Annotated in this window: 14 protein-coding genes and 1 riboswitch; of the genes, 9 read left to right on the plus strand and 5 right to left on the minus strand. The window is 61.5% G+C overall.

The features are described from left to right. Nucleotides 1–10: 10 nt before the first annotated feature. Both malK and ACUTQY_RS23695 read right to left on the minus strand, forming a co-directional pair. Nucleotides 11–1,120, minus strand: a complete 1,110-nt coding sequence (gene malK / locus ACUTQY_RS23690) for a maltose/maltodextrin ABC transporter ATP-binding protein MalK (RefSeq protein ID WP_016930284.1) — start codon at nt 1,118–1,120, stop codon at nt 11–13. Further along, the gene (locus ACUTQY_RS23695) at nt 1,113–2,084 is read right to left on the minus strand and encodes an alpha-amylase family glycosyl hydrolase (RefSeq protein WP_046688550.1); all 972 of its coding nucleotides are present in this window, start codon (nt 2,082–2,084) and stop codon (nt 1,113–1,115) included. Before ACUTQY_RS23695 ends, malK begins: the two co-directional genes overlap by 8 nt. A 358-nt stretch (nt 2,085–2,442) precedes the next feature. On the opposite strand from ACUTQY_RS23695, the gene malE reads away from it, so the two are divergent. From malE to malG, 3 genes are read left to right on the plus strand one after another with little or no spacing between them, the layout of a single operon-like run. Next, a complete protein-coding gene (malE, locus tag ACUTQY_RS23700; RefSeq protein WP_033651209.1) occupies nt 2,443–3,636 on the plus strand; it encodes a maltose/maltodextrin ABC transporter substrate-binding protein MalE in 1,194 nt (397 codons plus the stop codon). A gap of 57 nt (nt 3,637–3,693) precedes the next feature. Then, nucleotides 3,694–5,271, plus strand: a complete 1,578-nt coding sequence (gene malF / locus ACUTQY_RS23705; RefSeq protein WP_046687897.1) for a maltose ABC transporter permease MalF — start codon at nt 3,694–3,696, stop codon at nt 5,269–5,271. A gap of 11 nt (nt 5,272–5,282) precedes the next feature. Next, complete coding sequence (gene malG, locus ACUTQY_RS23710; RefSeq protein ID WP_046687898.1) at nt 5,283–6,173, plus strand: maltose ABC transporter permease MalG; 891 nt, start codon at nt 5,283–5,285, stop codon at nt 6,171–6,173. Nucleotides 6,174–6,381: 208 nt separating this feature from the next. Here the strand turns inward: malG and psiE are convergent, their stop codons facing one another. Continuing rightward, nucleotides 6,382–6,789 (minus strand): phosphate-starvation-inducible protein PsiE, encoded by a 408-nt coding sequence (gene psiE, locus ACUTQY_RS23715; RefSeq protein WP_015379238.1) that lies wholly within the window; start codon nt 6,787–6,789, stop codon nt 6,382–6,384. Nucleotides 6,790–7,014: 225 nt separating this feature from the next. Between psiE and ACUTQY_RS23720 the strand changes: the two genes are divergently transcribed. Further along, nucleotides 7,015–8,451 (plus strand): capsule assembly Wzi family protein, encoded by a 1,437-nt coding sequence (locus tag ACUTQY_RS23720; protein WP_046687899.1) that lies wholly within the window; start codon nt 7,015–7,017, stop codon nt 8,449–8,451. Nucleotides 8,452–8,512: 61 nt separating this feature from the next. Here ACUTQY_RS23720 and pgi read toward each other — a convergent pair whose 3' ends face one another. Further along, nucleotides 8,513–10,159: a glucose-6-phosphate isomerase gene (gene pgi / locus ACUTQY_RS23725; RefSeq protein WP_046687900.1), complete on the minus strand. Its 1,647-nt coding sequence runs from the start codon at nt 10,157–10,159 to the stop codon at nt 8,513–8,515. Between the two features lie 229 nt (nt 10,160–10,388). Between pgi and ACUTQY_RS23730 the strand changes: the two genes are divergently transcribed. The 5 genes from ACUTQY_RS23730 to ACUTQY_RS23750 all read left to right on the plus strand — a co-directional run bounded on the left by ACUTQY_RS23730 (nt 10,389) and on the right by ACUTQY_RS23750 (nt 21,918). Then, nucleotides 10,389–12,197, plus strand: coding sequence for a cation:proton antiporter (locus ACUTQY_RS23730; RefSeq protein ID WP_004936687.1), 1,809 nt, complete (start codon nt 10,389–10,391; stop codon nt 12,195–12,197). Nucleotides 12,198–12,249: 52 nt separating this feature from the next. Continuing rightward, a riboswitch (Lysine riboswitch) is annotated at nt 12,250–12,444 on the plus strand. Between the two features lie 108 nt (nt 12,445–12,552). Continuing rightward, nucleotides 12,553–13,920: a lysine-sensitive aspartokinase 3 gene (gene lysC, locus ACUTQY_RS23735; protein ID WP_033644389.1), complete on the plus strand. Its 1,368-nt coding sequence runs from the start codon at nt 12,553–12,555 to the stop codon at nt 13,918–13,920. A gap of 143 nt (nt 13,921–14,063) precedes the next feature. Beyond that, nucleotides 14,064–14,981, plus strand: coding sequence for a ketopantoate/pantoate/pantothenate transporter PanS (gene panS / locus ACUTQY_RS23740; RefSeq protein WP_046687901.1), 918 nt, complete (start codon nt 14,064–14,066; stop codon nt 14,979–14,981). Nucleotides 14,982–15,366: 385 nt separating this feature from the next. After that, nucleotides 15,367–17,046 (plus strand): ShlB/FhaC/HecB family hemolysin secretion/activation protein, encoded by a 1,680-nt coding sequence (locus ACUTQY_RS23745; RefSeq protein ID WP_033651202.1) that lies wholly within the window; start codon nt 15,367–15,369, stop codon nt 17,044–17,046. A 45-nt stretch (nt 17,047–17,091) separates the two neighbouring features. After that, nucleotides 17,092–21,918, plus strand: coding sequence for a hemagglutinin repeat-containing protein (locus tag ACUTQY_RS23750; protein ID WP_445583331.1), 4,827 nt, complete (start codon nt 17,092–17,094; stop codon nt 21,916–21,918). Nucleotides 21,919–21,965: 47 nt separating this feature from the next. Here the strand turns inward: ACUTQY_RS23750 and ACUTQY_RS23755 are convergent, their stop codons facing one another. Continuing rightward, nucleotides 21,966–23,615 (minus strand): Na/Pi cotransporter family protein, encoded by a 1,650-nt coding sequence (locus tag ACUTQY_RS23755; protein ID WP_033644385.1) that lies wholly within the window; start codon nt 23,613–23,615, stop codon nt 21,966–21,968. Nucleotides 23,616–23,818: the final 203 nt, after the last annotated feature.

A 23,818-nucleotide genomic window follows, 5' to 3' on the forward strand; every position in this document is an offset into this window, starting at 1 on the left:
CTTTGATGCTTTAAACGCCCGGCTCCTGGTGCAGCCGTTTACATGCCGTACCGTCTTCACGGAACAGGTGGCAGCGGTGAGGCGGCAGGCCGATGGCGAATGTGGCACCTTCTTCTACCAGCACCACGTCATTCTGGCGGTACACCAGGTTTTGACGGATGGCCGGGATTTGGATATGGATTTGCGTCTCGTTGCCGAGCTGCTCCACCACCTGCACGTCGCCGGTAAGCCGCACTTCAGAGGCTTCGCCGGGCAGCAGATGTTCAGGGCGAATGCCCAATGACAGGTTGGCGCCGGGTTGGACACCCGCGCCTTCCACCGGCAGCCAGACCAGCTGGCGGTTGGGCAGTTCGACCTGCACCTGTCGCGGCTCCGCCGCGGTGACCTTGACCGGCAGGAAGTTCATCTTCGGTGAGCCGATAAACCCGGCGACGAAGCGGTTGGCCGGGTAGTGATACAGCTCCAGCGGCTTGCCGACCTGCGCCACGCGACCGGCGTCGAGCACCACGATCTTGTCGGCCAGCGTCATCGCTTCGACCTGATCATGGGTGACGTAAATCATGGTGCGCTGCAGGCGCTTGTGCAGACGGGAGATCTCAATGCGCATCTGCACCCGCAGCGCGGCGTCGAGGTTGGACAGCGGCTCGTCGAGTAGGAACACGTCCGGCTCGGCCACCAGCGTGCGGCCGATCGCCACGCGCTGACGCTGCCCGCCGGACAGCGCCTTCGGCCGCCGATCGAGCAGGTGCGCCAACTGCAGCACCTCGGAAACCTGGTTCACCCGTTGATTGATTTCCGCTTTCTTGGCGCCGGCCAGCTTCAGGCCGAACGACATGTTGTCCGCCACCGACAGGTGCGGATACAGCGCGTAAGACTGGAACACCATGCCGATGCCGCGCTCGGAAGGCGGCACTTCATTCATGCGTTTCTCGCCGATCAGCAGGTCGCCGGAGGTGATGTCCTCCAGCCCGGCGATCATGCGCAGCAGCGTCGATTTGCCGCAGCCCGACGGCCCGACAAACACCACAAACTCGCCGTCTTCGATGGTCAGATTGACGTCTTTGGAAATCACGGCCTCACCGAAGGCCTTATAAACGCTGCGCAGTGTCACGCTAGCCATGCGTTACTCCCCTGCTTTCGCAGTTAACATGTCGTGTGAAAATGGCGGAGGCAAAGCCCGCCAAAACCCATTGATGACCCTCTTGCTGCGCGCCGTGCTGCCATGCCAACGGCAAGGTCGCCTCAGACGGCGCGGCCGCCTGAGTATAAGGCTGCAGGTTTATCAGCGCTTCAAGGCATTGATCCTGATGGGTAATAAGTAAGCGCACCACGCCATCGCGCTGGCTGACCGCGCTCAGCTCGCCGCGCTGGAAAAGCGGCGAACGGCGCAGGGCCAGCAGCGTCTGGCAGTAACGCAAGGTGGAGTGGCTGTCGTGCTGTTGGCGACTGATGGCCAACGCGCGGTGTTCGATCGCCACCTGCTGATACCAGCTGATCTCCCCGGCGGTGACCTGTTCGGGGGCTTCATGCCACGGCATCGGCGTTTGCGCGCCGCGCGGATCCTGCAGGCCGGCGGCGTGCGGCAGCCCCAGCTCCTCGCCCTGGTACAGGCAGATCGGCGCCGGCAACATCGCCAGCAGCGTCAAAAAGGCGGCGCCGGAACGCAGGTCGCCCTGCCCCCAGCGGCTGACCACCCGAGGCTGATCGGCGTCGCCGGTGCTCCACAGGCTGTCCACCAACGAGGCGCGGCGGGCATGCAGTACCGCCACCAGCTTCTCCGCGCTGAACGGCATCACGTCCAGCGCCAATGCGCCGTGGGCGAACCGCTGCGGCGCGGCCGCATTGCGAACGCGATGGGCTTCGTCGACATACCACAGCGTCAGCCCTTCGCCCGTCACCGCCGTTTCGGCCTCCGGCGCCAGCGTCTGCGGCAGCAACAGACCGTCGATCGACAGCGCTTTCAGGTACGGCAGCGCCGCCAGCATGCCGTGCGCGTCGCCCACGCCGTCCCCGTTTCCGTCACGGAAACTGGCCGGATGAATCCGGTACAGGGTGGGCTGAGTGGCGATAGGCATTGACGACATAAATCCGGTATCCCTGCTGCGCGTGGCGTTGAAAATCGATGGGCCGATAGTGCGGGAGTCGCCGGAAAGGGTAATCATCCGTAACAGGATTTTTCATGGGGGAGGAGACGGGAGGATGAGAGAACGACCGCGGCGATGAGAAGTTCCGCACTTAAGGCAAATCTGTGATCAAGCCGGCAAAAATCGCCCCCCTATTTTGTGCCTGACGCCACAGAATAGAGCGCAACGTTAACTGGATCACACTCCTCATCTCAGGGGCGTAGAGGGGGGGAGGATGAGAATATGTCGCGTTGTGACCCACTATGATCGCGAAACGTCTCTCCTTGATTTATGTGCCCACAAAAAGAAGGACTGGATTATGACTCGCAGCATTACCCTCGCCCGTACGCTGGCGCTCTCGGCACTGGCTACTCTGGTGCTCTCTTCTTCCGCCTTCGCCAAGATAGAGGAAGGCAAACTGGTTATCTGGATCAACGGCGACAAGGGCTATAACGGCCTGGCCGAAGTCGGCAAGAAATTCGAAAAAGACACCGGCATCAAAGTCACCGTCGAGCATCCCGACAAGCTGGAAGAGAAATATCCGCAGGTGGCCGCCACCGGCGACGGCCCAGACATCATCCTCTGGGCCCACGATCGCTTCGGCGGCTATGCGCAGTCCGGCCTGCTGGCCGAAGTCCACCCGTCCAAAGCCTTCCAGGACAAGCTGTTCCCGTTCACCTGGGACGCCGTGCGCTATGACGGCAAGCTGATCGGCTACCCGATCGCCGTCGAAGCGCTGTCGCTGATTTACAATAAAGACCTGGTCAAACAGCCGCCGAAGACCTGGGAAGAGATCCCGGCGCTGGACAAACAGCTGCGCGCCAGCGGCAAAAGCGCCATCATGTGGAACCTGCAGGAACCCTACTTCACCTGGCCTATCATCGCCGCCGACGGCGGTTATGCCTTCAAGTATGAGAACGGCAAATACAACATCAAGGATGTCGGCGTCGCCAACGCCGGTTCGCAGGCCGGCCTGCAGTTCATCGTCGATCTGGTGAAAAACAAACACATCAACGCCGATACCGATTACTCGATCGCCGAAGCCGCGTTCAACAAAGGCCAGACCGCGATGACCATCAACGGCCCGTGGGCCTGGAACAACATCGAGCAGAGCAAAATCAACTACGGCGTGACGCTGCTACCGACCTTCAAAGGCAAACCGTCCAAACCGTTCGTCGGCGTGCTGACCGCCGGTATCAACGCCGCCAGCCCGAATAAAGAACTGGCGACCGAGTTCCTCGAGAACTATCTGCTGACCAACGAAGGGCTGGCGGACGTCAACAAAGACAAACCGCTGGGCGCGGTGGCGCTGAAGTCCTACCAGGAAACGCTGGCCAAAGATCCGAAGATCGCCGCCACCATGCAGAACTCGCAAAACGGGGAGATCATGCCGAACATTCCGCAGATGAGCGCTTTCTGGTACGCCGAACGCAGCGCGGTGCTCAACGCCGTCAGCGGCCGCCAAACGGTGAAAGCCGCGTTGGACGATGTGCAGACCCGTATCACCAAGTAATGTCGTCGTGCGGGGCGCCGTGGCGCCCCGCCGTTGCTTCACAGAAAGGAACGCCCTATGCAATTCGCTCACGCCGGGACGCCCGCGCGTAAAAAATCGAAGTGGTGGCAAAGCGACGCGCTGAAATGGCTGGTGGTCGGCCTGTTCAGCCTGGTGACCTGCTACCTGATTGTGTTGATGTATGCACAGGGTGAATACCTGTTCGCCATCCTGACGCTGATCCTGGTCAGCGCCGGGCTTTACGTCTTCGCCAACCGCCGCGCCTACGCCTGGCGCTATGTGTATCCCGGCGTCGCCGGCATGGGATTGTTCGTCCTGTTCCCGCTGATCTGCACCATCGCCATCGCCTTTACCAACTACAGCAGCACCAACCAGCTGACGTTTGAGCGCGCGCAATCGGTATTGATGCAGCGTCAGTTCCAAAGCGGCAAAACGTTCACCTTCGGCCTCTACCCGGCGGAAAACCAGCAGTGGCGCCTGCAGCTGACCTCGCCGGACAGTGAGCAGCCGCTGATTTCCGGGCCTTTCCGCCTCGACGCGACGCCGCCGCTCCCCCTGAAATTGACGGCCCAGAGCGCCGCGCCGCAGGGCGAACCCGCCACGCTGCGGGTGATCACCCAGAACCGGCAGGCGCTGAGCCAACTGGTGGCGCAGCTGCCGGACGGCGATGAATTGCGCATGAGCTCCCTGCGCCAGTTCTCCGGCACCCGTCCGCTGTATGCGCTGGACAAAGACGGCAGCACGCTGACCAATAACCAGACTCAGGTGCGCTACCGGCCGAACGGCGACATCGGCTTCTATCAGGCGATCAACGCCGACGGCGGCTGGGCGCAGGAAACCCTGAGCCCAGGCTATACCGTCACCACCGGCTGGAAAAACTTCCTGCGGGTGCTGCAGGACGAGGGCATCAAAAAACCGTTCGTGTCGATCTTCATCTGGACCCTCGTGTTCTCGGTGATGACGGTGATCCTTACCGTGGCGGTCGGCATGGTGCTTGCCTGCGTGGTGCAGTGGGAGGCGCTGAAAGGCAAGGCTATCTACCGCGTGCTGCTGATCCTGCCCTATGCGGTACCGTCGTTCATCTCGATCCTGATCTTCAAAGGCTTGTTCAACCAGAGCTTCGGCGAGATCAACATGATGCTCAGCCACCTGTTCGGCATCAAACCGGCCTGGTTCAGCGATCCGCTCACCGCCAAGAGCATGATCCTGATCGTCAACACCTGGCTCGGCTACCCGTACATGATGATCCTGTGCATGGGGCTGCTGAAGGCCATCCCGGACGATCTGTACGAGGCCTCGGCGATGGACGGCGCCAACCCGTGGCAAAACTTCTTCCGCATCACCTTCCCGCTGCTGATCAAGCCGCTGACGCCGCTGATGATCGCCAGCTTCGCCTTCAACTTTAACAACTTCGTGCTGATCCAGCTGCTGACCAACGGCGGCCCGGACATGATCGGCACCACCACGCCGGCCGGCTATACCGATCTGCTGGTCAGCTACACCTACCGCATCGCCTTCGAAGGCGGCGGCGGGCAAGACTTCGGGCTGGCGGCCGCCATCGCCACGTTGATCTTCCTGTTGGTGGGCGCGCTGGCGATCCTGAATTTGAAAGCCAGCAAGATGAACTTCGATTAGGGAGAATAACGATGGCCATGGTTCGACCCAAATCCCAGCGCCTGCGCCTGTGGATGACCCACATTTTGATGCTGTGCTTTATCGCCCTGATCATGTTCCCGCTGCTGATGGTGGTGGCCATCTCGCTGCGCGCCGGCAACTTCGCCACCGGCAGCCTGATACCGGAAACCCTCTCCTGGGATCACTGGCGGCTGGCGCTCGGCTTCAGCGTCACCCACGCCGACGGCAGCGTGACGCCGCCGCCGTTTCCGGTGCTGCTGTGGCTGTGGAACTCAGTCAAGATCGCGGCGATCACCGCCATCGGCATCGTGACGCTGTCCACCACCTGCGCCTACGCCTTCGCCCGCATGCGTTTTCGCGGCAAGAGCACGCTGCTGAAAAGCATGCTGATCTTCCAGATGTTTCCAGCGGTGCTGTCGCTGGTGGCGCTGTACGCCTTGTTCGATCGCCTGGGCCAGTACATTCCGTTTATCGGCCTCAACACCCACGGCGGCGTGATCTTCGCCTATATGGGCGGCATCGCGCTGCATGTCTGGACCATCAAGGGCTATTTCGAAACCATCGACAATTCGCTGGAAGAGGCGGCGGCGCTGGACGGCGCCACGCCGTGGCAGGCGTTCCGGCTGGTGCTCCTGCCGCTGTCGGTGCCGATTCTGGCGGTGGTGTTCATTCTGTCGTTTATCGCCGCCATCACCGAGGTGCCGGTGGCGTCGCTGCTGCTGCGCGATGTAAACAGCTACACGCTGGCGGTGGGCATGCAGCAATATCTCAACCCGCAGAACTACCTGTGGGGCGATTTCGCCGCCGCCGCGGTGCTGTCGGCGATACCGATTACCGCCGTGTTCCTGCTGGCGCAGCGCTGGTTGGTGGGCGGCCTGACGGCCGGCGGCGTGAAGGGGTAATTTGTGCCACTGCAGTGCGTTTGATGTTTTTCCTTATCTTTTACCCTATGGATTTCAAGTTACAGCCAGGCGACCAGCTCGCTAAGCCCAGGCGCTTACTTCAGTAAGTAACTGGGGTTAGCGAGTGCAGTCAACAACGCTGTCGCTTGAAAGACGACGGGTAATGATATCCTGTGTCTTTGGCGGCCTTTGGCCGCCATTTTTATCGCTACTCCCGTTTCAGGCGATCGGTGTTGGCCAGATAGAGCGTCACCACCAGCACCAATATCGCCGCCGCGTAGATCAGGGTGTCGATGGGATTTTTGTGATCCACGATAATCAAACGAATAATCGCGGTAATGCCGATATAAATAAAATAGCGCAGCGGGAAATGATAACCCGACTCAAAATACTTGACGATCAAGGCGATAAATTCAAAGTACAGAAAATAAATCACGATGCCTTCAATCAACAGGTAAGAAGACGACTCTTCGCTGTTGATAAATAACACCTTCGCCAGATGGATGGTTTCCTTGACCAGAAACACCACCAGAATTGCCGCCAACAGCAGAAGGCCCACGTTCAGCACTCGCTGCAGCCCTTTCGCTATCATTATCGAACGCGACGTTTTTGCCATAAAACCTCTCTCTGAATACCGCTTATATGATTCAAGCTTGCCAATATAGGCATTGTCCTAAAAATTACGCCCTTCGCGAAAGCACTTTAAACCCCATTTAATTCATAAAGTTATAATAAGATGTTTCTGACTTATAGATTTGTAGCAAATCGAAATGTCAACTATCATGGGTCACAGAGATCTTTACATAAAACCAATAACCTCGAATTAACAAGGGAATTCTTTATGCGCGCTAAACTTAACGGACTGGTCGCTGCGGGCCTGTTTACCTGTGCATTGTCCGGCCACGCCGCCGGCCTGGTAGCCCCTGACAACGATCTGCGTAACGATCTCGCCTGGTTGTCTGACCGCGGCGTCATCAACGTCAGCCTGTCCACCTGGCCGCTGAGTCAGGAAGAGATCAGTTCCGTTATCGCGCAGGCCAAACCGGTCACCAATACCGAGAAAAACGTCATCGACCGCGTGCAACGCCGCGTTGACGCCCTGAAAGCCAACATCCGCGTCAGCGGTTACGCCTCGACCGATAAACCCGGCACCCCGCAGGGCTTCGGCCAAAACGAGTACGCCGACGATCGCCTGACCATCGGCGCCGGCGCCAACGGCGAGTTCTGGGACGTGCGTCTGCAAGGCTCGGTGGAAGGCGACCAGCGCGTCAGCGATGGCTCCAAATTCAATATGAACGGCTCCTACGGCGCGGTGAAAATCTGGAACCAATGGCTCTCCTTCGGCGAGGTCTCCCAGTGGTGGGGCCCGGGTTACGACGGCAGCCTGATCCGCTCCGATGCCGCGCGCCCGGTCGCCGGCTTTATGCTGCAGCGCGCCGACCAATCGCCGTTTGAAACGCCGTGGCTGTCGTGGATCGGCCGCTGGCAATACCAGTTGTCCGCCGGCCAGCTGTCGCAGTACAGTTCTGTACCGCACACCAAACTGATCGGTGGCCGTTTCACCATGATGCCGACCGACTTCCTGGAATTAGGGGCATCGCGCATCATGATGTGGGGTGGTGAAGGCCGTCCGCAGTCATGGAGCTCGTTCTGGGATGGCTTTACCGGTAAAGATAACGATGATTCAGGTAAAGGCAACGATCCGGGCAACCAGCTCGCCGGTTTCGACTTCAAGCTGAAAATGCAGCCTTTGATCGGCCTGCCGGTCAGCCTGTACGGTCAGTTGGTGGGCGAAGATGAAGCGGGCTATCTGCCGTCGCAAAATACCTATCTGCTCGGTTTGGAAGGTCACCCGGAATGGGGTCCGACCACCATCAACTGGTATATCGAAGGGTCAGACACCCGTTCGGATATGAGCCGTAAAAACTATGTGTACACTCACTACACTTACAAAGGCGGCTACTACCAACAGGGTTACCCGTTGGGCCACGCGATGGGCGGCGACGGCCAGATGCTGTCCGGCCGCGTCGAGCTGGTGCTGGACGACAGCCAGCGTTGGAGCACCCGCGTGGTTTACGCCAAGGTGAACCCACTGAACCAAAGCATCAACCAGGCATTCCCGAAATCCGATACGCTGAAGGGCATTCAGCTCGGCTGGGGTTACACCTTCCCGTCTCAAGTTAAGTTCGACACCAGTCTGTGGTACACCGACAACGATCACAGCACCGCCGATGACGTGGGCGCCGGCGTCAGCTTCGAAGTGCCGATCAACCTGTAACTTTTCGCAGACGTAAAAAAACCCGCCGCGGCGGGTTTTTTTATTGGCTCAGATCAGGCGATTAGCGCCATTCCTTGAAGCGGTTGATCAGCGCATTGGTCGAGCTGTCGTGGCTGCTGATTTTCTCGTTGCCCGCCAGTTCCGGCAGGATGCGGTTGGCCAGCTGTTTGCCCAACTCCACGCCCCACTGATCGAAGGTGAAGATGTTCAGGATTGCGCCCTGGGTGAAAATCTTGTGCTCGTACAACGCAATCAGGCTGCCCAGGCTGAACGGGGTGATTTCACGCAGCAGGATCGAGTTGGTCGGACGGTTGCCTTCAAACACTTTGAACGGCGCCACGTGTTTGACCTGCTCAGGGGTTTTACCCTGCGCCGCGAACTCGGCTTCCACCGTCTCCAGCGACTTGCCGAACGCCAGCGCTTCGGTCTGGGCGAAGAAGTTGGACAGCAGTTTGGCGTGGTGATCGCCCAGCGGGTTATGGCTGATGGCCGGCGCGATGAAATCGCACGGCACCAGCTTGGTGCCCTGGTGGATCAGCTGGTAGAACGCATGCTGGCCGTTGGTGCCCGGCTCGCCCCAGATGATCGGGCCGGTCTGGTAATCCACCGGATTGCCGTTGCGATCGACGTACTTGCCGTTGGATTCCATGTTGCCCTGCTGGAAGTAAGCGGCAAAACGGTGCATGTACTGATCGTACGGCAGAATGGCTTCGGTTTCGGCGCCGAAGAAGTTGTTGTACCAAATACCGATCAGCGCCAGCAGCACCGGCAGGTTTTTCTCCGCCGGCGTTTCGGCGAAGTGCTTATCCATGGCGTGCGCGCCGCTCAGCAGCTGCTCGAAGTTGTCGTAACCGATGGACAACGCGATCGACAGACCGATCGCCGACCACAGCGAGTAACGGCCGCCGACCCAGTCCCAGAATTCGAACATGTTGTCGGTATCGATGCCGAACTCGGCCACCGCTTTGCCGTTGGTGGACAACGCAGCGAAGTGCTTGGCCACGTGTTGTTGATCGACGGCGCTGCTCAGGAACCAGTCGCGCGCGCTGTGGGCGTTGGTCATGGTTTCCTGAGTGGTGAAGGTTTTGGACGCCACCAGGAACAGCGTGGTTTCCGGGTTCAGCGGCTGCAGCGTTTCGGCGATGTGGGTGCCGTCAACGTTGGAGACGAAGTGCATGTTCAGGTGGTTTTTATAAGGGCGCAGCGCTTCGGTCACCATGTAAGGGCCGAGATCCGAACCGCCGATGCCGATGTTCACCACGTCGGTGATCGGCTTGCCGGTGTAGCCTTTCCACTCGCCGCCGATGACGCGCGCGCAGAACTGTTTGATCTTGGCCAGCACCGCGTTCACTTCCGGCATCACGTCTTTGCCGTCGACCAGGATCGGGCTGTTGCTGCGGTTGCGCAGGGCAATGTGCAGCACCGCGCGATCTTCGGTGCGGTTGATCTTCTCACCGGCGAACATCGATTTGATGGCGCCTTGCAGATCGGTTTCTTTCGCCAACGCCTGCAGCTTCTCCAGGGTTTCCTGCGTGATGCGGTTCTTGGAATAGTCCACCAACATTTGATCGTTGAAGGTCGCGGAGAACCTGGAGAAACGATCGCTGTCCTCGGCGAACAGGTCGGCGATCCGTACGTCTTTCATCTGTGCATAATGTTGCTGCAGGGCTTGCCAAGCAGCGGTTTGACTAGGATTGATATTTTTCATAGCAACACTCTTAGGCTTGAGAATAAAAATGACGCGTTTGTCCGATTGTAGCCTGTTCGACTGTGATTATGATCGCTTTTCTTGCGATAGGCGCTAACTGTCAACGCATTGCCGCCTCGTTTCAGCTTTCACTCTATACTTTTGGCTAACGGCCTGTTATCGGGGTTGCCGAATTGTCATCAGGCTGTGTCATCGTCGCTTATTTCGTCATTTGAAAGGGATCTCGCTTATGGAATTATCCGCCCCACTCATGTTGGTGCTTATCGGCCTGGCGTCGCTGCTGGCGCAGTGGCTGGCCTGGCTGCTGCGCCTGCCGGCCATCTTGCCGCTGCTGCTGTTCGGCATCGTGCTCGGCCCGACGGTGCATCTGGTGCAGCCGGATCTGCTGTTTGGCGATCTGCTGTTTCCGCTGGTGTCACTGTCGGTGGCGATCATCCTGTTCGAAGGGGCGCTGACGCTGCGTTTCGAGGAAATTCGCGGCCTTGGCGGCGTGGTGCGCAATCTGGTCACCGTCGGCATGCTGGTCACCTTTCTGGTCATCAGCCTCGCCAGCTGGTGGCTGCTGGATTTCCCGCCGGAGCTGGCGGCGTTGATCGGCGCGGTGACGGTGGTGACCGGGCCGACGGTGATCGCCCCGCTGATGCGCGTGGTGCGGCCGAACGCCAATATCAACCAGGTGCTGCGCTGGGAAGGGATCGTCATCGATCCGGTCGGCGCCATCTTCACCCTGCTGGTGTTCGAGTTCATCGTGCTGAAGCAGAATGCGGAATCCTATACCCACCTGTTTTGGACGCTGGGCGTGACCGCCGCCGTCGGCCTGATCGCCGGCGCGCTGTTCGGCTATCTACTCGGCCTGGCGCTGCGCCGCGTCTGGCTGCCGCGCTACCTGCAGAACCTGGCGGTGCTGGCGATCATGCTGACCGCCTTCGGCGTTTCCAACGCCATCGCCGACGAATCCGGCCTGCTGACCGTCACGGTGATGGGCATCTGGCTGGCCAACATGCGCGACGTGGACACCAGCGATATTCTGGCGTTCAAAGAAGAGCTGTCGGCGATCCTGATCTCGGCGCTGTTCATCATTCTGGCGGCGCGGCTCGACATCCAGGCGCTGTGGAACATGGGCTGGCCGCTGCTGCTGCTGCTGCTGGCGGTGCAGTTCATCGCCCGGCCGCTGTGCATCGCGGTGTCGACCTGGCGCTCTTCCCTGCACTGGCGCGATCGGCTGCTGCTGTGCTGGATCGCCCCGCGCGGCATCGTCGCCGCGGCGGTCAGCTCGCTGTTCGCGCTGACGCTGCAGCGCAGCGGCTATCAGGGCGCCGACCGGCTGGTGACCGTGGTGTTCGCCATCATCATCGGCACCGTGGTGTTGCAAAGCCTGACCAGCGGCATGATGGCGCGCTGGCTGCGGGTGCAGCAGCAGAAACCGCGCGGCGTGCTGATCGTCGGCGCCAACAGCGTGGCGCGCATGCTGGCGCAGGCGCTGATCAAGCTGAACGTGCCGGTGATCGTCACCGACAGCAGCTGGGAATACTACCGTCAGGCGCGCATGGACGGCATTCCGGCCTACTATGGCCACGCCTACTCCGAACACGCCGAGAACTATCTCGATCTGAGCAATATCGCCCAGGTGCTGGCGCTGTCGCCCAATCGTCACCAAAACGCGCTGGCCGTCTATCACTTCGGCCACCTCTTCGGCGAGGATCACGTGTTCGCCATTCGTTCGGGGGCGCCGTTGAAAGGGCGCGGCGCCAGCGCGGAAAGTTCGCGTTTCCGCCGGCACGAAATTTTATTTAATCAGGAAGCCACCTACGGCCGTCTGAGCAGCCTGCTCGCCAGGGGGGCCACCATCAAAGCGACCAAATTGAACGAAAATTTCGGTTGGTTGGAGTATTTGGAAAAACATCAGGGCGTTATCCCGTTATTCAGCCAAAAGGAAGACGGTTCTCTGCAACCGATTGGCGCCGGTTCCACGCCTGCGATGCCCTGTACGCTTATCGCGCTGGTGCAAGATGAAAATCCCTCACCGTCTGTACGTTGACAGAATGACGATAACCGGCTATTCCTAACAGCCTACTTGCGCACCCGGTGCGCAAGCCAGAAGAGGCGCGTCGCCCAGGTAGAGTGTCAGAGGAGCCGTTTCTCCGTTGACGGCACCCGAGGGGGAGCGACGCCGAGGTAGGGTAATGGCCGGCCATTATCGTATCGACTACAGGGGCTGAATCCCCTGGGTTGTCACCAGGGGATCGCCCGCAGGGCGATCGACAAGGTGGGGCGCTTCTGGGTGTATCGTAGCCTGACCTCTACGCCTGCCCCCTGTTTACCGCTCTCCCCTTGTGCCAAGGCTATGGAATTACAGTGCTCCCAAACGGGCATCCCTGACACGAGGTTTCTACATGAACCAAGCAGTACCCCAGAATTCCACCGTGGTAGCCAAGTTCGGCGGCACCAGCGTCGCCGACTTTGAAGCCATGAACCGCAGCGCCGACGTCGTGCTGGCCAACCCGCAGGTCCGCCTGGTGGTGTTGTCCGCCTCGGCGGGCGTCACCAACCTGCTGGTCGCCCTGGCCGAAGGTTGCGAGGCCGAGAAGCGCAACTACCAGCTTGATGAAATTCGTCGCATCCAGTACGCCATCCTCGATCGCCTCGCGGCACCTGCGGTGATCCGCGACGAGATAGACCGCCTGCTGGAAAACATCGCCATGCTGTCGGAGGCCGCGTCGCTGGCCACCTCGACGGCGTTGACCGACGAGCTGGTCAGCCATGGGGAGCTGATGTCCACCCTGCTGTTCGTTGAAATCCTGCGCGCCCGCAACGTGCAGGCCGAATGGTTCGACGTGCGTAAAGTGATGCGCACCGACGATCACTTCGGCCGCGCCGTGCCGGACAGCGCCGCGCTCAGCGAACTGGCGCAGGCGCAGTTGCAGCCGCGTCTGCAAGAAGCGCTGGTGGTCACCCAGGGCTTTATCGGCAGCGAACCGAAAGGCCGCACCACCACGCTCGGCCGCGGCGGCAGCGACTATACCGCCGCGCTGCTCGGCGAGGCGCTCGGCGTCGGCCGGGTGGATATCTGGACCGACGTGCCGGGCATCTACACCACCGATCCGCGCGTGGTGCCGGCAGCCAAGCGCATCGATAAAATCGGTTTCGAAGAGGCGGCGGAAATGGCCACCTTCGGCGCCAAAGTGCTGCATCCGGCCACCCTGCTGCCGGCAGTGCGCAGCGACATTCCGGTGTTCGTCGGCTCCAGCAAGGATCCGGCGGCCGGCGGCACGCTGGTGTGCAACACCACCGAAAACCCGCCGCTGTTCCGCGCGCTGGCGCTGCGCCGCAAGCAAACGCTGCTGACGCTGCACAGCCTGAACATGCTGCACGCGCGCGGCTTCCTGGCCGAGGTGTTCAACATTCTGGCGCGCCACAATATCTCCGTCGATCTGATCACCACCTCGGAAGTCAGCATCGCGCTGACCATGGACACCACCGGCGCCACCTCCGTCGGCGGCAGCCTGCTGACCACCTCGCTGTTGACCGAGCTGTCGTCGCTGTGCCGGGTGGAAGTGGAAGAAAACCTGGCGCTGGTGGCGATCATCGGCAACCAGCTGTCACGGGCCTGCGGCGTGGGCAAAGAGGTGTTCGGCGTGCTCGATCCGTTCAACATCCGCCTGATCTGCTACGGCGCCAGCAGCTATAACCTGTGCTTCCTGGTGCCGGGCGAAGAAGCCGAGCAGGTGGTGCGCACCCTGCACCACAACCTGTTCGAATAAGTCATTATCCCTGATTGCGGGCGCAGCATGCTGCGCCCCTGCGTCTAAAAAATCCGTTCAAAACCGGCAGGGGTTCAGCTTGTTGAACCCGCAAAAAAACACAACCACACCCACCGTTCTCAATCTGGCTAAGGAAAACCTGCATGCTGGCAATACTCACGCGCTTATTCCCCCTGTGGGCGATACTGCTGTCCGTCGCCGCCTATTACACGCCGAGCACCTTTACCGGCATCGGCCCCTACGTCAGCCCGCTGCTGATGCTGATCATGTTCGCCATGGGCGTTACGCTGCGGCTCGACGACTTCAAACGCGTGCTGGCGCGCCCCGGCCCGGTGGCGGCAGGCATCTTCCTGCATTATCTGATCATGCCGCTGGCGGCCTGGATCCTGGCGATGCTGTTCCGCATGCCGCCGGATCTGTCCGCCGGCATGGTGCTGGTGGGCAGCGTGGCCAGCGGCACCGCGTCCAACGTGATGATCTACCTGGCCAAGGGTGACGTGGCGCTGTCGGTGACCATCTCGGCGGTCTCAACGCTGGTGGGGGTGTTCGCCACGCCGCTGCTGACCCGCCTGTACGTCGATGCCGAAATCAGCGTCGATATCATGGGCATGCTGCTCAGCATCCTGCAGATCGTGGTGATCCCGATCGGCCTGGGCCTGATCGTCCACCATACCCTGACCAAAGCGGTGAAGCGCATTGAGCCGCTGCTGCCGGCGCTGTCGATGGTGTGCATCCTGGCGATCATCAGCGCGGTGGTGGCGGGCAGCCAAAGCCACATCGCCTCGGTCGGCCTGGTGGTGATCGTCGCGGTGATCCTGCACAACGGCATCGGTCTGTTGAGCGGCTACTGGGGCGGCAAGCTGTTCGGCTTCGACGAATCCACCTGCCGCACGCTGGCGATTGAAGTCGGCATGCAGAACTCCGGGCTGGCGGCCACGCTGGGCAAAATCTACTTCTCGCCGCTGGCCGCGCTGCCGGGCGCGCTGTTCTCGGTCTGGCACAATCTCTCCGGCTCGCTGCTGGCGGGTTATTGGTCTGGACGCCCCATCAAGAAAAAATAAACCGCCTGCGGGGACGCAAACATTTGCGTCCCCGTTCTTCTCTGCGAAATTTCGTATTTCCCACTGGTCGGATTGTCATAATTCCCCCCATCCTCTATCATCCGTGAAAAATAAAAATTCAGATTCTTCCTATCCATGCCGATAATGTTGGCAAGGGGGAGAGATGCTCCACTTTTTTTAATTAATTAAGTCACCAGGGTTGCCCGCCAAAAAAGAAGCAGCCTAATTATTATTTAGATCTATACCCACCGTCTTATTTGCTGCGGCAAATCGAGATACCTCGCAATGTGCATGTCGCTCATTATTTCGGGCCGGCCGTCGGTCGCCCGTGGTTAACCTCATGGATTGGGCTGGCTGCCCCGGCAGCCTCTCATAATGGATTACAATGATAAAAAAAATCACCGCCTTGATGCTGCTGGTCAGCACGGCCCTTTCCGCTGAAACCCTGCCGGATTCCCACATGATGCGGGATATGTCGATGGGGGAATCACGCCGCGCGCTGCAAGACAGCACGCGTGAAGTCAACCAGCTGATTGAACAGCGCCGCTATCAGCAACTGAAGCAACAGCGCCTGCTGGCGGAACCGGAACCGGCCGCGCCCGCCCTGCCGCAATCCGCGCAGTGCCTGCCGATCGCCGGCGTTTACCTGCAAGGCATTACCCTGCTCTCGCCGGCCGATTTGTCGGCCCTGAGCGCGCTGCCGGAAAACTGCATCAGCAGCAACGATATCAATCGCCTGACCCGCGAATTAACGCGCCTTTATGTGCAAAAAGGCTATATCACCGCGCGCGTGCAAATTGTTCGCCCTAATTCGCAGGGGGAATTGGGGCTGAGCGTGACCGAAGGATTTATCGAGAAAATAGAAGGCGGCGATCGCTGGGTCAACAGCCGATTATTATTTCCTGGGCTGGAAGGCAAGCCGCTGAAATTAACCGAACTCGATCAAGGATTGGATCAGGCCAATCGTTTGCAATCGAATACCACCAAGCTGGATATATTACCCGGCCGCCAGGTTGGCGGTTCGGTCATTCGTTTGCGCAATCAGCACGCCAAGCCCTGGCTGATTACCGCCGGCACGGATAATTACGGCCAGAAAAGCACCGGCCAGTGGCTGGCGCGCGCCACCGCCACGCTGGACAGCCCGTTCGGCCTGTCGGACTTCGTCAGCCTGAACGCCAACAGCACGTTGGAAAACCCGGCTCACCGCTACAATCGCGCCTACACCCTGCTCTATTCGCTGCCGTACGGCGCGTTCACCTTCAGCGGGTTCGCCAGCTTCTCGTCCTATGAGAACCACCAGCAGCTGCCGCACAACGTGGTCAAACTGCACGGTCAGACTCAACAGTACGGGCTGCGCAGCGACTACGTGTTTTATCGCGACCACGATCAGATAGACAGCCTGAGTGGCCAGTTGACCTACAAGCGCATCGACAACTACTTCGAAAGCGTGCGTCTTGAGGTCAGCAGCCCAACGCTGACCCTGGCCGAGCTGAGCGCCAGCCACCTGCAAATTCTGCCCCATGGGGTATTCAGCGCCAACCTCAGCGTCGAGCAGGGCCTGCCCTGGCTGGGCGCCGATCGCCACCCGAGTTCGGTGCACCTCGACAGCCAGTTCACCAAGGGCAAGCTGTTCGCCAACCTGAGCCAGCGCCTCAAGCTGGGTGACGCCACCTATCAGCTCAACAACCTGTTCTACGGCCAATACAGCCGCGACCCGCTGCCCGGCGTGGAGTGGCTTAGCCTTACCGATCGCAGCGCCGTGCGCGGCTTCAGCCGCAGCACCCAGTCCGGCGACAACGGCTGGTATCTGCAGAACACGCTGTCGCGCAGCTTCAATTTAGGTGCCGCCACGCTGACGCCGCGCCTTGGCGCCGACGTCGGCCGCATTCTGCCGCGTCAGGACAACTCGGGCTGGCGCAGCAGCGCCGGGGTGAGCAGCGGCGCCACGTTACGCTACCGACAGGCGCTGGTCGATCTGGAGGTCAGCCGCGGCTGGATTTTGTCGAACCACGCCACGCCTGAAGATCCCGTTCAGGTGCTGGCGCGCTTTTCTTACACCTTTTAATCAGCAGTTTTGCAGGACCCCACGGCAATATACGGAGATACATGGATGAAAAATAATAACTTCAGACTTTCGGCGGCAGGCAAACTGGCCGCCGCGCTGGCGATAATTCTCGCCGCTTCCGCCGGCGCCTACGCCGGTGAGATCGTCGCGGCCAACGGCGCCAACGGCCCCGGCGTTTCCACCGCCGCGACCGGTGCCCAGGTGGTCGACATCGTCGCGCCGAACGGTAACGGGCTGTCGCACAACCAATATCAGGACTTCAACGTCAACCAGCCCGGCGCGGTGCTGAACAACTCCCGCGAGGCGGGACTGTCGCAGCTGGCGGGCCAGCTGGGCGCCAACCCCAATCTGGGCGGACGTGAAGCCAGCGTGATCCTCAATGAAGTGATCGGCCGTAACCCTTCTCTGCTGCACGGCCAGCAAGAGATCTTCGGCATGGCGGCCGACTACGTGCTCGCCAACCCGAACGGCATCAGCTGCCAGGGCTGCGGGTTCATCAACACCAGCCGCTCCTCGCTGGTGGTCGGCAACCCGCTGGTGGAGAACGGCCTGCTGCAGGGCTACAGCACCCTGGGCAACCGCAATACCCTGAGCCTCAGCGGCACACTGAACGCCGGCGGCGTGCTGGATCTGATCGCGCCGAAGATCGACAGCCGTGGTGACGTGATCGTACAAGACTTCACCCATCGCAACGGCAGCGTGACGCCGGCGGCGATCAACGCCATCAGCGGCCTTAACCGCGTGGCGCGCGACGGCAAGGTGCTGGCCAGCGAACAACCGACGACCGCGCTGGACAGCTACTACCTCGGCAGCATGCAGGCCGGGCGCATCAACATCATCAACACCGCGCAGGGCAGCGGCGTTAAGCTGGCCGGCACGCTGGCCGCCGGCGACGAGCTCAAGGTGAAGGCCTACGATATTCGCAGCGAAAGCCGCGTTGAGGATGCCAGCAGCAACCGCAACGGCGGCGACAACTACCAGAACTACCGAGGCGGCATCTATGTCAACGATCGCAGCAGCAGCCAGAAGCTGACCCGCACCGAGCTGAAAGGCAAAAACATCAGTCTGGTGGCGGATAACCACGCACACCTTACCGCCACCGATATTCGCGGCGAAGACATCACCCTCCAGGGCGGCAAGCTGACGCTCGACGGTCAGCAGTTGAAGCAGACTCAGGGTCACACCGACGACCGCTGGTTCTATTCCTGGCAATACGACGTCACCCGCGAGCATGAGCAACAACAACAGGCGGGCAGCACCGTCGCCGCCAGCGGCAACGCCAAACTCATCAGCACCCAGGAAGATGTGAAACTGTTGGGCGCCAACGTCAGCGCCGACCGGGCGTTGAGCATCAAAGCGGCACGCGACGTGCACCTCGCCGGGCTGGTGGAGAAGGATAAGTCCACCGAACGCGGCTACCAGCGCAATCACACTTCCAGCCTGCGCACCGGCAGTTGGAGCAGCAGCGACGAAAGCGAAAGCCTGAAGGCCAGCGAACTGCGCAGCCAGGGCGAACTGACGTTGAAAGCCGGCCGCAATGTCGCAACCCAGGGCGCCAGGGTCCACGCCCAGCGCGATCTGACGATCGACGCAGACAACCAGATCCAGATCGGGGTGCAGAAAACCGCCAACGCCAAAGCGGTGCGCGATGACAAAACCTCCTGGGGCGGCATCGGCGGCGGCGACAACAAGAACAACAGCAACCGCCGCGAAGTCAGCCACGCTTCCGAACTGACCAGCGGCGGCACCCTGCGCCTGAACGGCCAGCAGGGCGTCACCATCACCGGCAGCAAGGCGCGCGGCCAGAAAGGTGGCGAAGTCACCGCCACCCACGGCGGCCTGCGCATCGACAACGCGCTGAGCACCACCGTGGACAAAATCGACGCGCGCACCGGCACCGTGTTCAACATCACCAGCAGCTCGCACAAGGCCGACAACAGCTACCAGAGCAGTACCGCCAGCGAACTGAAGTCCGACACCAACCTGAAGCTGGTCAGCCGTAAGGATACCGACGTGATCGGCAGCCAGGTCGCCAGCGGCGGCGAACTGAACGTCACCTCACAGACCGGCAACATCAACGTCAAGGCCGCCGAGCAGCAGCAGAACATCGACGAGCAGAAGACCGCGCTTACCGTCAACGGCTACGCCAAAGAAGCCGGCGACAAGCAATACCGCGCCGGTGTACGCATCGAACACACCCGCGACAGCGAGAAAACTACCCGCACCGAGAACCGTGGCGCCACCCTCAGCGGCGGCAGCGTGAAGCTCGAAGCGGATAAGGACGTGACCTTCAGCGGCTCCAAATTGGTCGCCGACAAAGGCGACGCCAGCGTCAGCGGCAATAAGGTTTCGTTCCTGGCGGCCGACGACAAAACCACCTCGAACACCGAGCAGACCAAGGTCGGCGGCGGTTTCTACTACACCGGCGGCATCGACAAGCTCGGCAGCGGCGTAGAGGCCGGTTACGAGAACAGCAAAACGCAGGCGCAGAGCAGCAAGGCAGTCACCTCCGGCAGCGACGTCAAAGGCAACCTGACTGTCAACGCCCGTGACAAGCTGACCCAGCAAGGCGCACAGCACAGCGTCGGCGGCGCCTATCAAGAAAACGCCGCGGACGTCGATCACCTGGCCGCTGCCGACACCGCCAGCACCACCACCACCAAAACCGACGTCGGCGTGAACATCGGCGCCAACGTCGATTACAGCGCAGTGACCCGTCCGGTCGAGCGCGCGGTCGGCAAGGCGGCCAAGCTGGACGCCACCGGCGTCATCAACGACATCGGCAGCATCGGCGCGCCTAACGTCGGCCTGGATATCGGCGCACAGGGCGGCAGCAGCGAAAAACGCAGCAGCAGCTCGCAGGCGGTCGTCAGCTCGGTGAAAGCCGGCAGCATCGACATCAACGCCAAAAGCGAAGTGCGCGATCAGGGCACGCAATATCAGGCGAGCAAAGGTGCGGTCACGCTGACGGCGGACAGCCACCGCAGCGAAGCTGCGACAAACCGACAGGAAGAGCAGAACCGCGATACCCGCGGCAGCGCCGGCGTACGCGTCTACACCTCCACCGGCAGCGATCTGACCGTGGACGCCAAGGGCGAAGGCGGCACCCAGCGCAGCAACAGCAGCGCCAGTCAGGCGGTGACCGGCTCGATCGACGCGGCCAACGGCATCAACGTCAACGTGAAAAAAGACGCGGTCTATCAGGGTACCGCGCTAAACGGCGGCAGCGGTAAAACCACCGTCGACGCCGGCGGCGATATCCGCTTTGATCAGGCCAGCGACAAACAGAGCGAAAGCCACAGCGGCTTTAACGTCAAAGCCTCGGCGAAGGGCGGCTTCACCGCCGACAGTAAAAACTTCGGCGCCGGCTTCGGCGGCGGCACCCACAACGGCGAAAGCAGCAGCAGCACCGCGCAGGTCGGCAACGTCAGCGGCCAACAGGGCGTTGAGCTGAAGGCGGGCCGCGATCTGACGCTGCAGGGCACCGACGTCAAGAGCCAGGGCGACGTCACTCTGAGCGCGGGCAATAAGGTCGCGCTGCAGGCGGCGGAATCGACCCAAACGCGTAAGGAGAGCCAACTGTCCGGCAATATCGATCTGGGTGCCGGCAGCAGCGACAGCAAGGAAAAAACCGGCGGCAACCTCTCCGTCGGCGGCGCCTTCGACATCGCCAAGGTGAATGAGTCCGCGACCGAGCGCCAGGGCGCCACTATCGCCTCAGACGGCAAAGTCACCCTGTCCGCCGGCGGCAAAGGCGATGACGCGCTGCATCTGCAGGGCGCCAAGGTCAGCGGCGGCAGCGCCGCGCTCGAGGCGAAAAACGGCGGCATCCTGCTGGAGTCCGCCAAGAACGAGCAGCACAAGGACAACTGGAGCCTGGGCATCAAAGCCAACGCCAAAGGCGGCCAAACGTTCAACAAGGACGCCGGCGGCAAGGTCGATCCGAACACCGGCAAAGACACCCATACGCTGGGCGCCGGTCTGAAGGTCGGCGTGGAACAGCAGGATAAAACCACCCACGCCAACACTGGCATCACCGCGGGCGAGGTGGCGCTCGACAGCGGCAAAGACACCCGTCTCGCCGGCGCGCGCATCGATGCCGACAGCGTACAAGGCAAGGTGGGCGGCAATCTGCACGTTGAAAGCCGCAAAGACGTTGAGAACGCGGTGAAGGTCGATGTGGATGCCGGTCTGAGTCACAGCAACGATCCGGGCAGCAGCATCACCTCCAAGCTGTCGAAGGTGGGCACGCCGCGCTACGCCGGTAAGGTGAAAGAGAAACTGGAGGCCGGGGTAAACAAAGTGGCCGACGCCACCACCGACAAGTACAACAGCGTGGCGCGTCGCCTCGATCCGCAGCAGGACACCACCGGCGCGGTCAGCTTCAGCAAGGCCGACGGCAAAGTCACGCTGCCGGCAACGCCGGCCGGTGAAAAACCGCAAGGCCCGCTGTGGGATCGCGGCGCACGCACCGTCGGCGGCGCAGTGAAAGACAGCATCACCGGTCCGGCCGGTCGCCAGGGGCACCTCAAGGTCAATGCCGACGTGGTGAACAACAACGCGGTTGGCGAGCAGTCGGCGATTACCGGCAAGAACGGCGTGGCGCTGCAGGTCGGCGGCCAAACCCAACTGACCGGCGGCGAGATCCGCAGCCAGCAGGGCAAGGTGGAACTGGGCGGCGGCAAGGTCAGCCAGCAGGACGTCAGCGGCCAGCGCTATCAGGGCGGCGGCCGCGTCGATGCGGCCGCCACGATCGGCGGGCTGCTAGGCGGCGCGGCGAAGCAAAGCGTTGACGGCAACGTACCGTTCGCCAGCGGCCATGCTTCAACTCAGCAAGCGGACGCCAAAGCCGGGGTGTTCAGCGGCAAATAACACGCCCCCCAACGCAACGCCCCCGGTTAAAACCGGGGGCGTTTTTTTTACAGCGTGCTCGGGGTGTCTTCCCAGTCGCGATCGTCGTCCTTGGCATCCTGATCCAACACGTTGTAAGCCACGGCGCAGAACAGCGAGTTCAGGCGCTTCATGTCCCCCAACAATCCCAAATGCAACGAACTGGTCTCGATGCTCTGCACGTTTTGCTGGTGCAAACGATCGACGTGCGCGTGCGCGTAGCGGCGATCCAGAATGCGGAAACGGTGCTTGGAACGGCGCAGGCGCTTGGCGCTGGTGACGTCGCCGGACAGGAACACCGACAGCCCCAGGCGCAGATTGCCGATCAGCCGTTCGTGCAGTCCGTCCAGCTCCGCCAACCCTTCCGCCGAGAAAGCGCGGCGCGCGGCGTGCGACTTGGCGCCCACATCGCCGGCCATGCGCTCGATGATGTCGCCCGCCTGTTCCAGGTTGAGCGCCATTTCGATGATCTCCGCCCAGCGGCGCGAGTCTTCCTCGCCCAGATCTTCCTTCTGGATCTGCGCCAGATACAGCTTGATGGCGGTGTACAGCACGTCGACGTCATCGTCGAGGCGCCGCACCTCTTTATCGACCCCCTGCTTACCGTGCAGCACCTCACGTTGCAGGATCATCATGTGTTCCACCACGTCGCCCATGCGCAGCGTTTCGCGCGCCGCGTTGGCCAACGCCAGCGTCGGCGTGTCCAGCGCGCTGGCGTCCAGATGGCGCGGCCGCATGCGCGGATCGTCGGCCGCTTCGTCGACGATCAGCCGTTCGCACAGCGTCGCCATCGGCCCGGCCAGCGGGATCATCACCAGGCAGCGGATCAGGTTGTAGAACACGTGGAAATAGATCACCAGCTCTTCGCTGCCGCCCGGCAGTTGAGCCATCAAATCCGCCAGATAGGAGACGAACGGCAGCACCAGTATGCAGCCCACCAGCTTGAACAGCAGGCTGCCGAGCGCCACGCGCCGCCCCGCGGCGTTCTGGCCGCTGGCGTTGATCATCGCCAGCAGGCCGCTGCCGAGGTTGGCGCCGATCACCAGACAGAGCGCCACCTTCAGCGAAATCACGCCGGATGCGGTCAGAGTGGCGGTCAGCAGTACCGCCGCCAGGCTGGAATAGCTGACGATAGCGAACAGCGCGCCGGTCAGGGCATCCAGCATCACGTCGCCGGTCAGCGACGAGAACAGCACTTTCACCCCGGCCGCCTGGGTGATCGGCGTGGCGGCGGCGACGATCAGCTCCAGCGCCAGCACGATCAGCCCAAGGCCGATCAGGACGCGTCCGATCTGGCCGATCCGCATCTGTTTGCGGCTGAGGAACAGGAAGACGCCGACCAGGATCAGCAGCGGCGACAGCCAGGAAAGATCGAAGGTCAGCACGCGCGCCATCAGCGCGGTGCCGACGTCGGCGCCCAGCATGATCACCAGCGCAGGCGCCAGCCCCACCAGCCCCTGCGCGACGAAAGAGGTCACCAGCAGCGCGGTGGCGTTGCTGCTTTGCACCAGCGCGGTCACGCCGATGCCGGAAACGAACGCCAGCGGTTTTTTCTCAACGCTGTCGCTCAACACGCGCCGCAGATTGGCGCCGTAAACCCGCATGATCCCGGTGCGCACGATGTGGGTGCCCCACACCAACAGCGCCACGGACGAAAGCAGGTGAAGAAGGGTCAGCACGGAAGATACGCTCCATTAACGCCCGGCCAAAGGAGGCTGATACCCGATGCTTGTCACGCGACGCAGAGAGGCGAGCCAAAGGATGACGGATACAGCGCGCGGTCCCGCCTGCCGGGCGTGGGTCTGGCAGGACAGCGGGCGGGCGGCAGACCGCAGAAGAGAAGGGTTAATGCGGCGGCGGGAAGGCCCCGGCGCCGCGCTGC

Source organism: Serratia sp. TSA_130.1 (assembly GCF_052691795.1).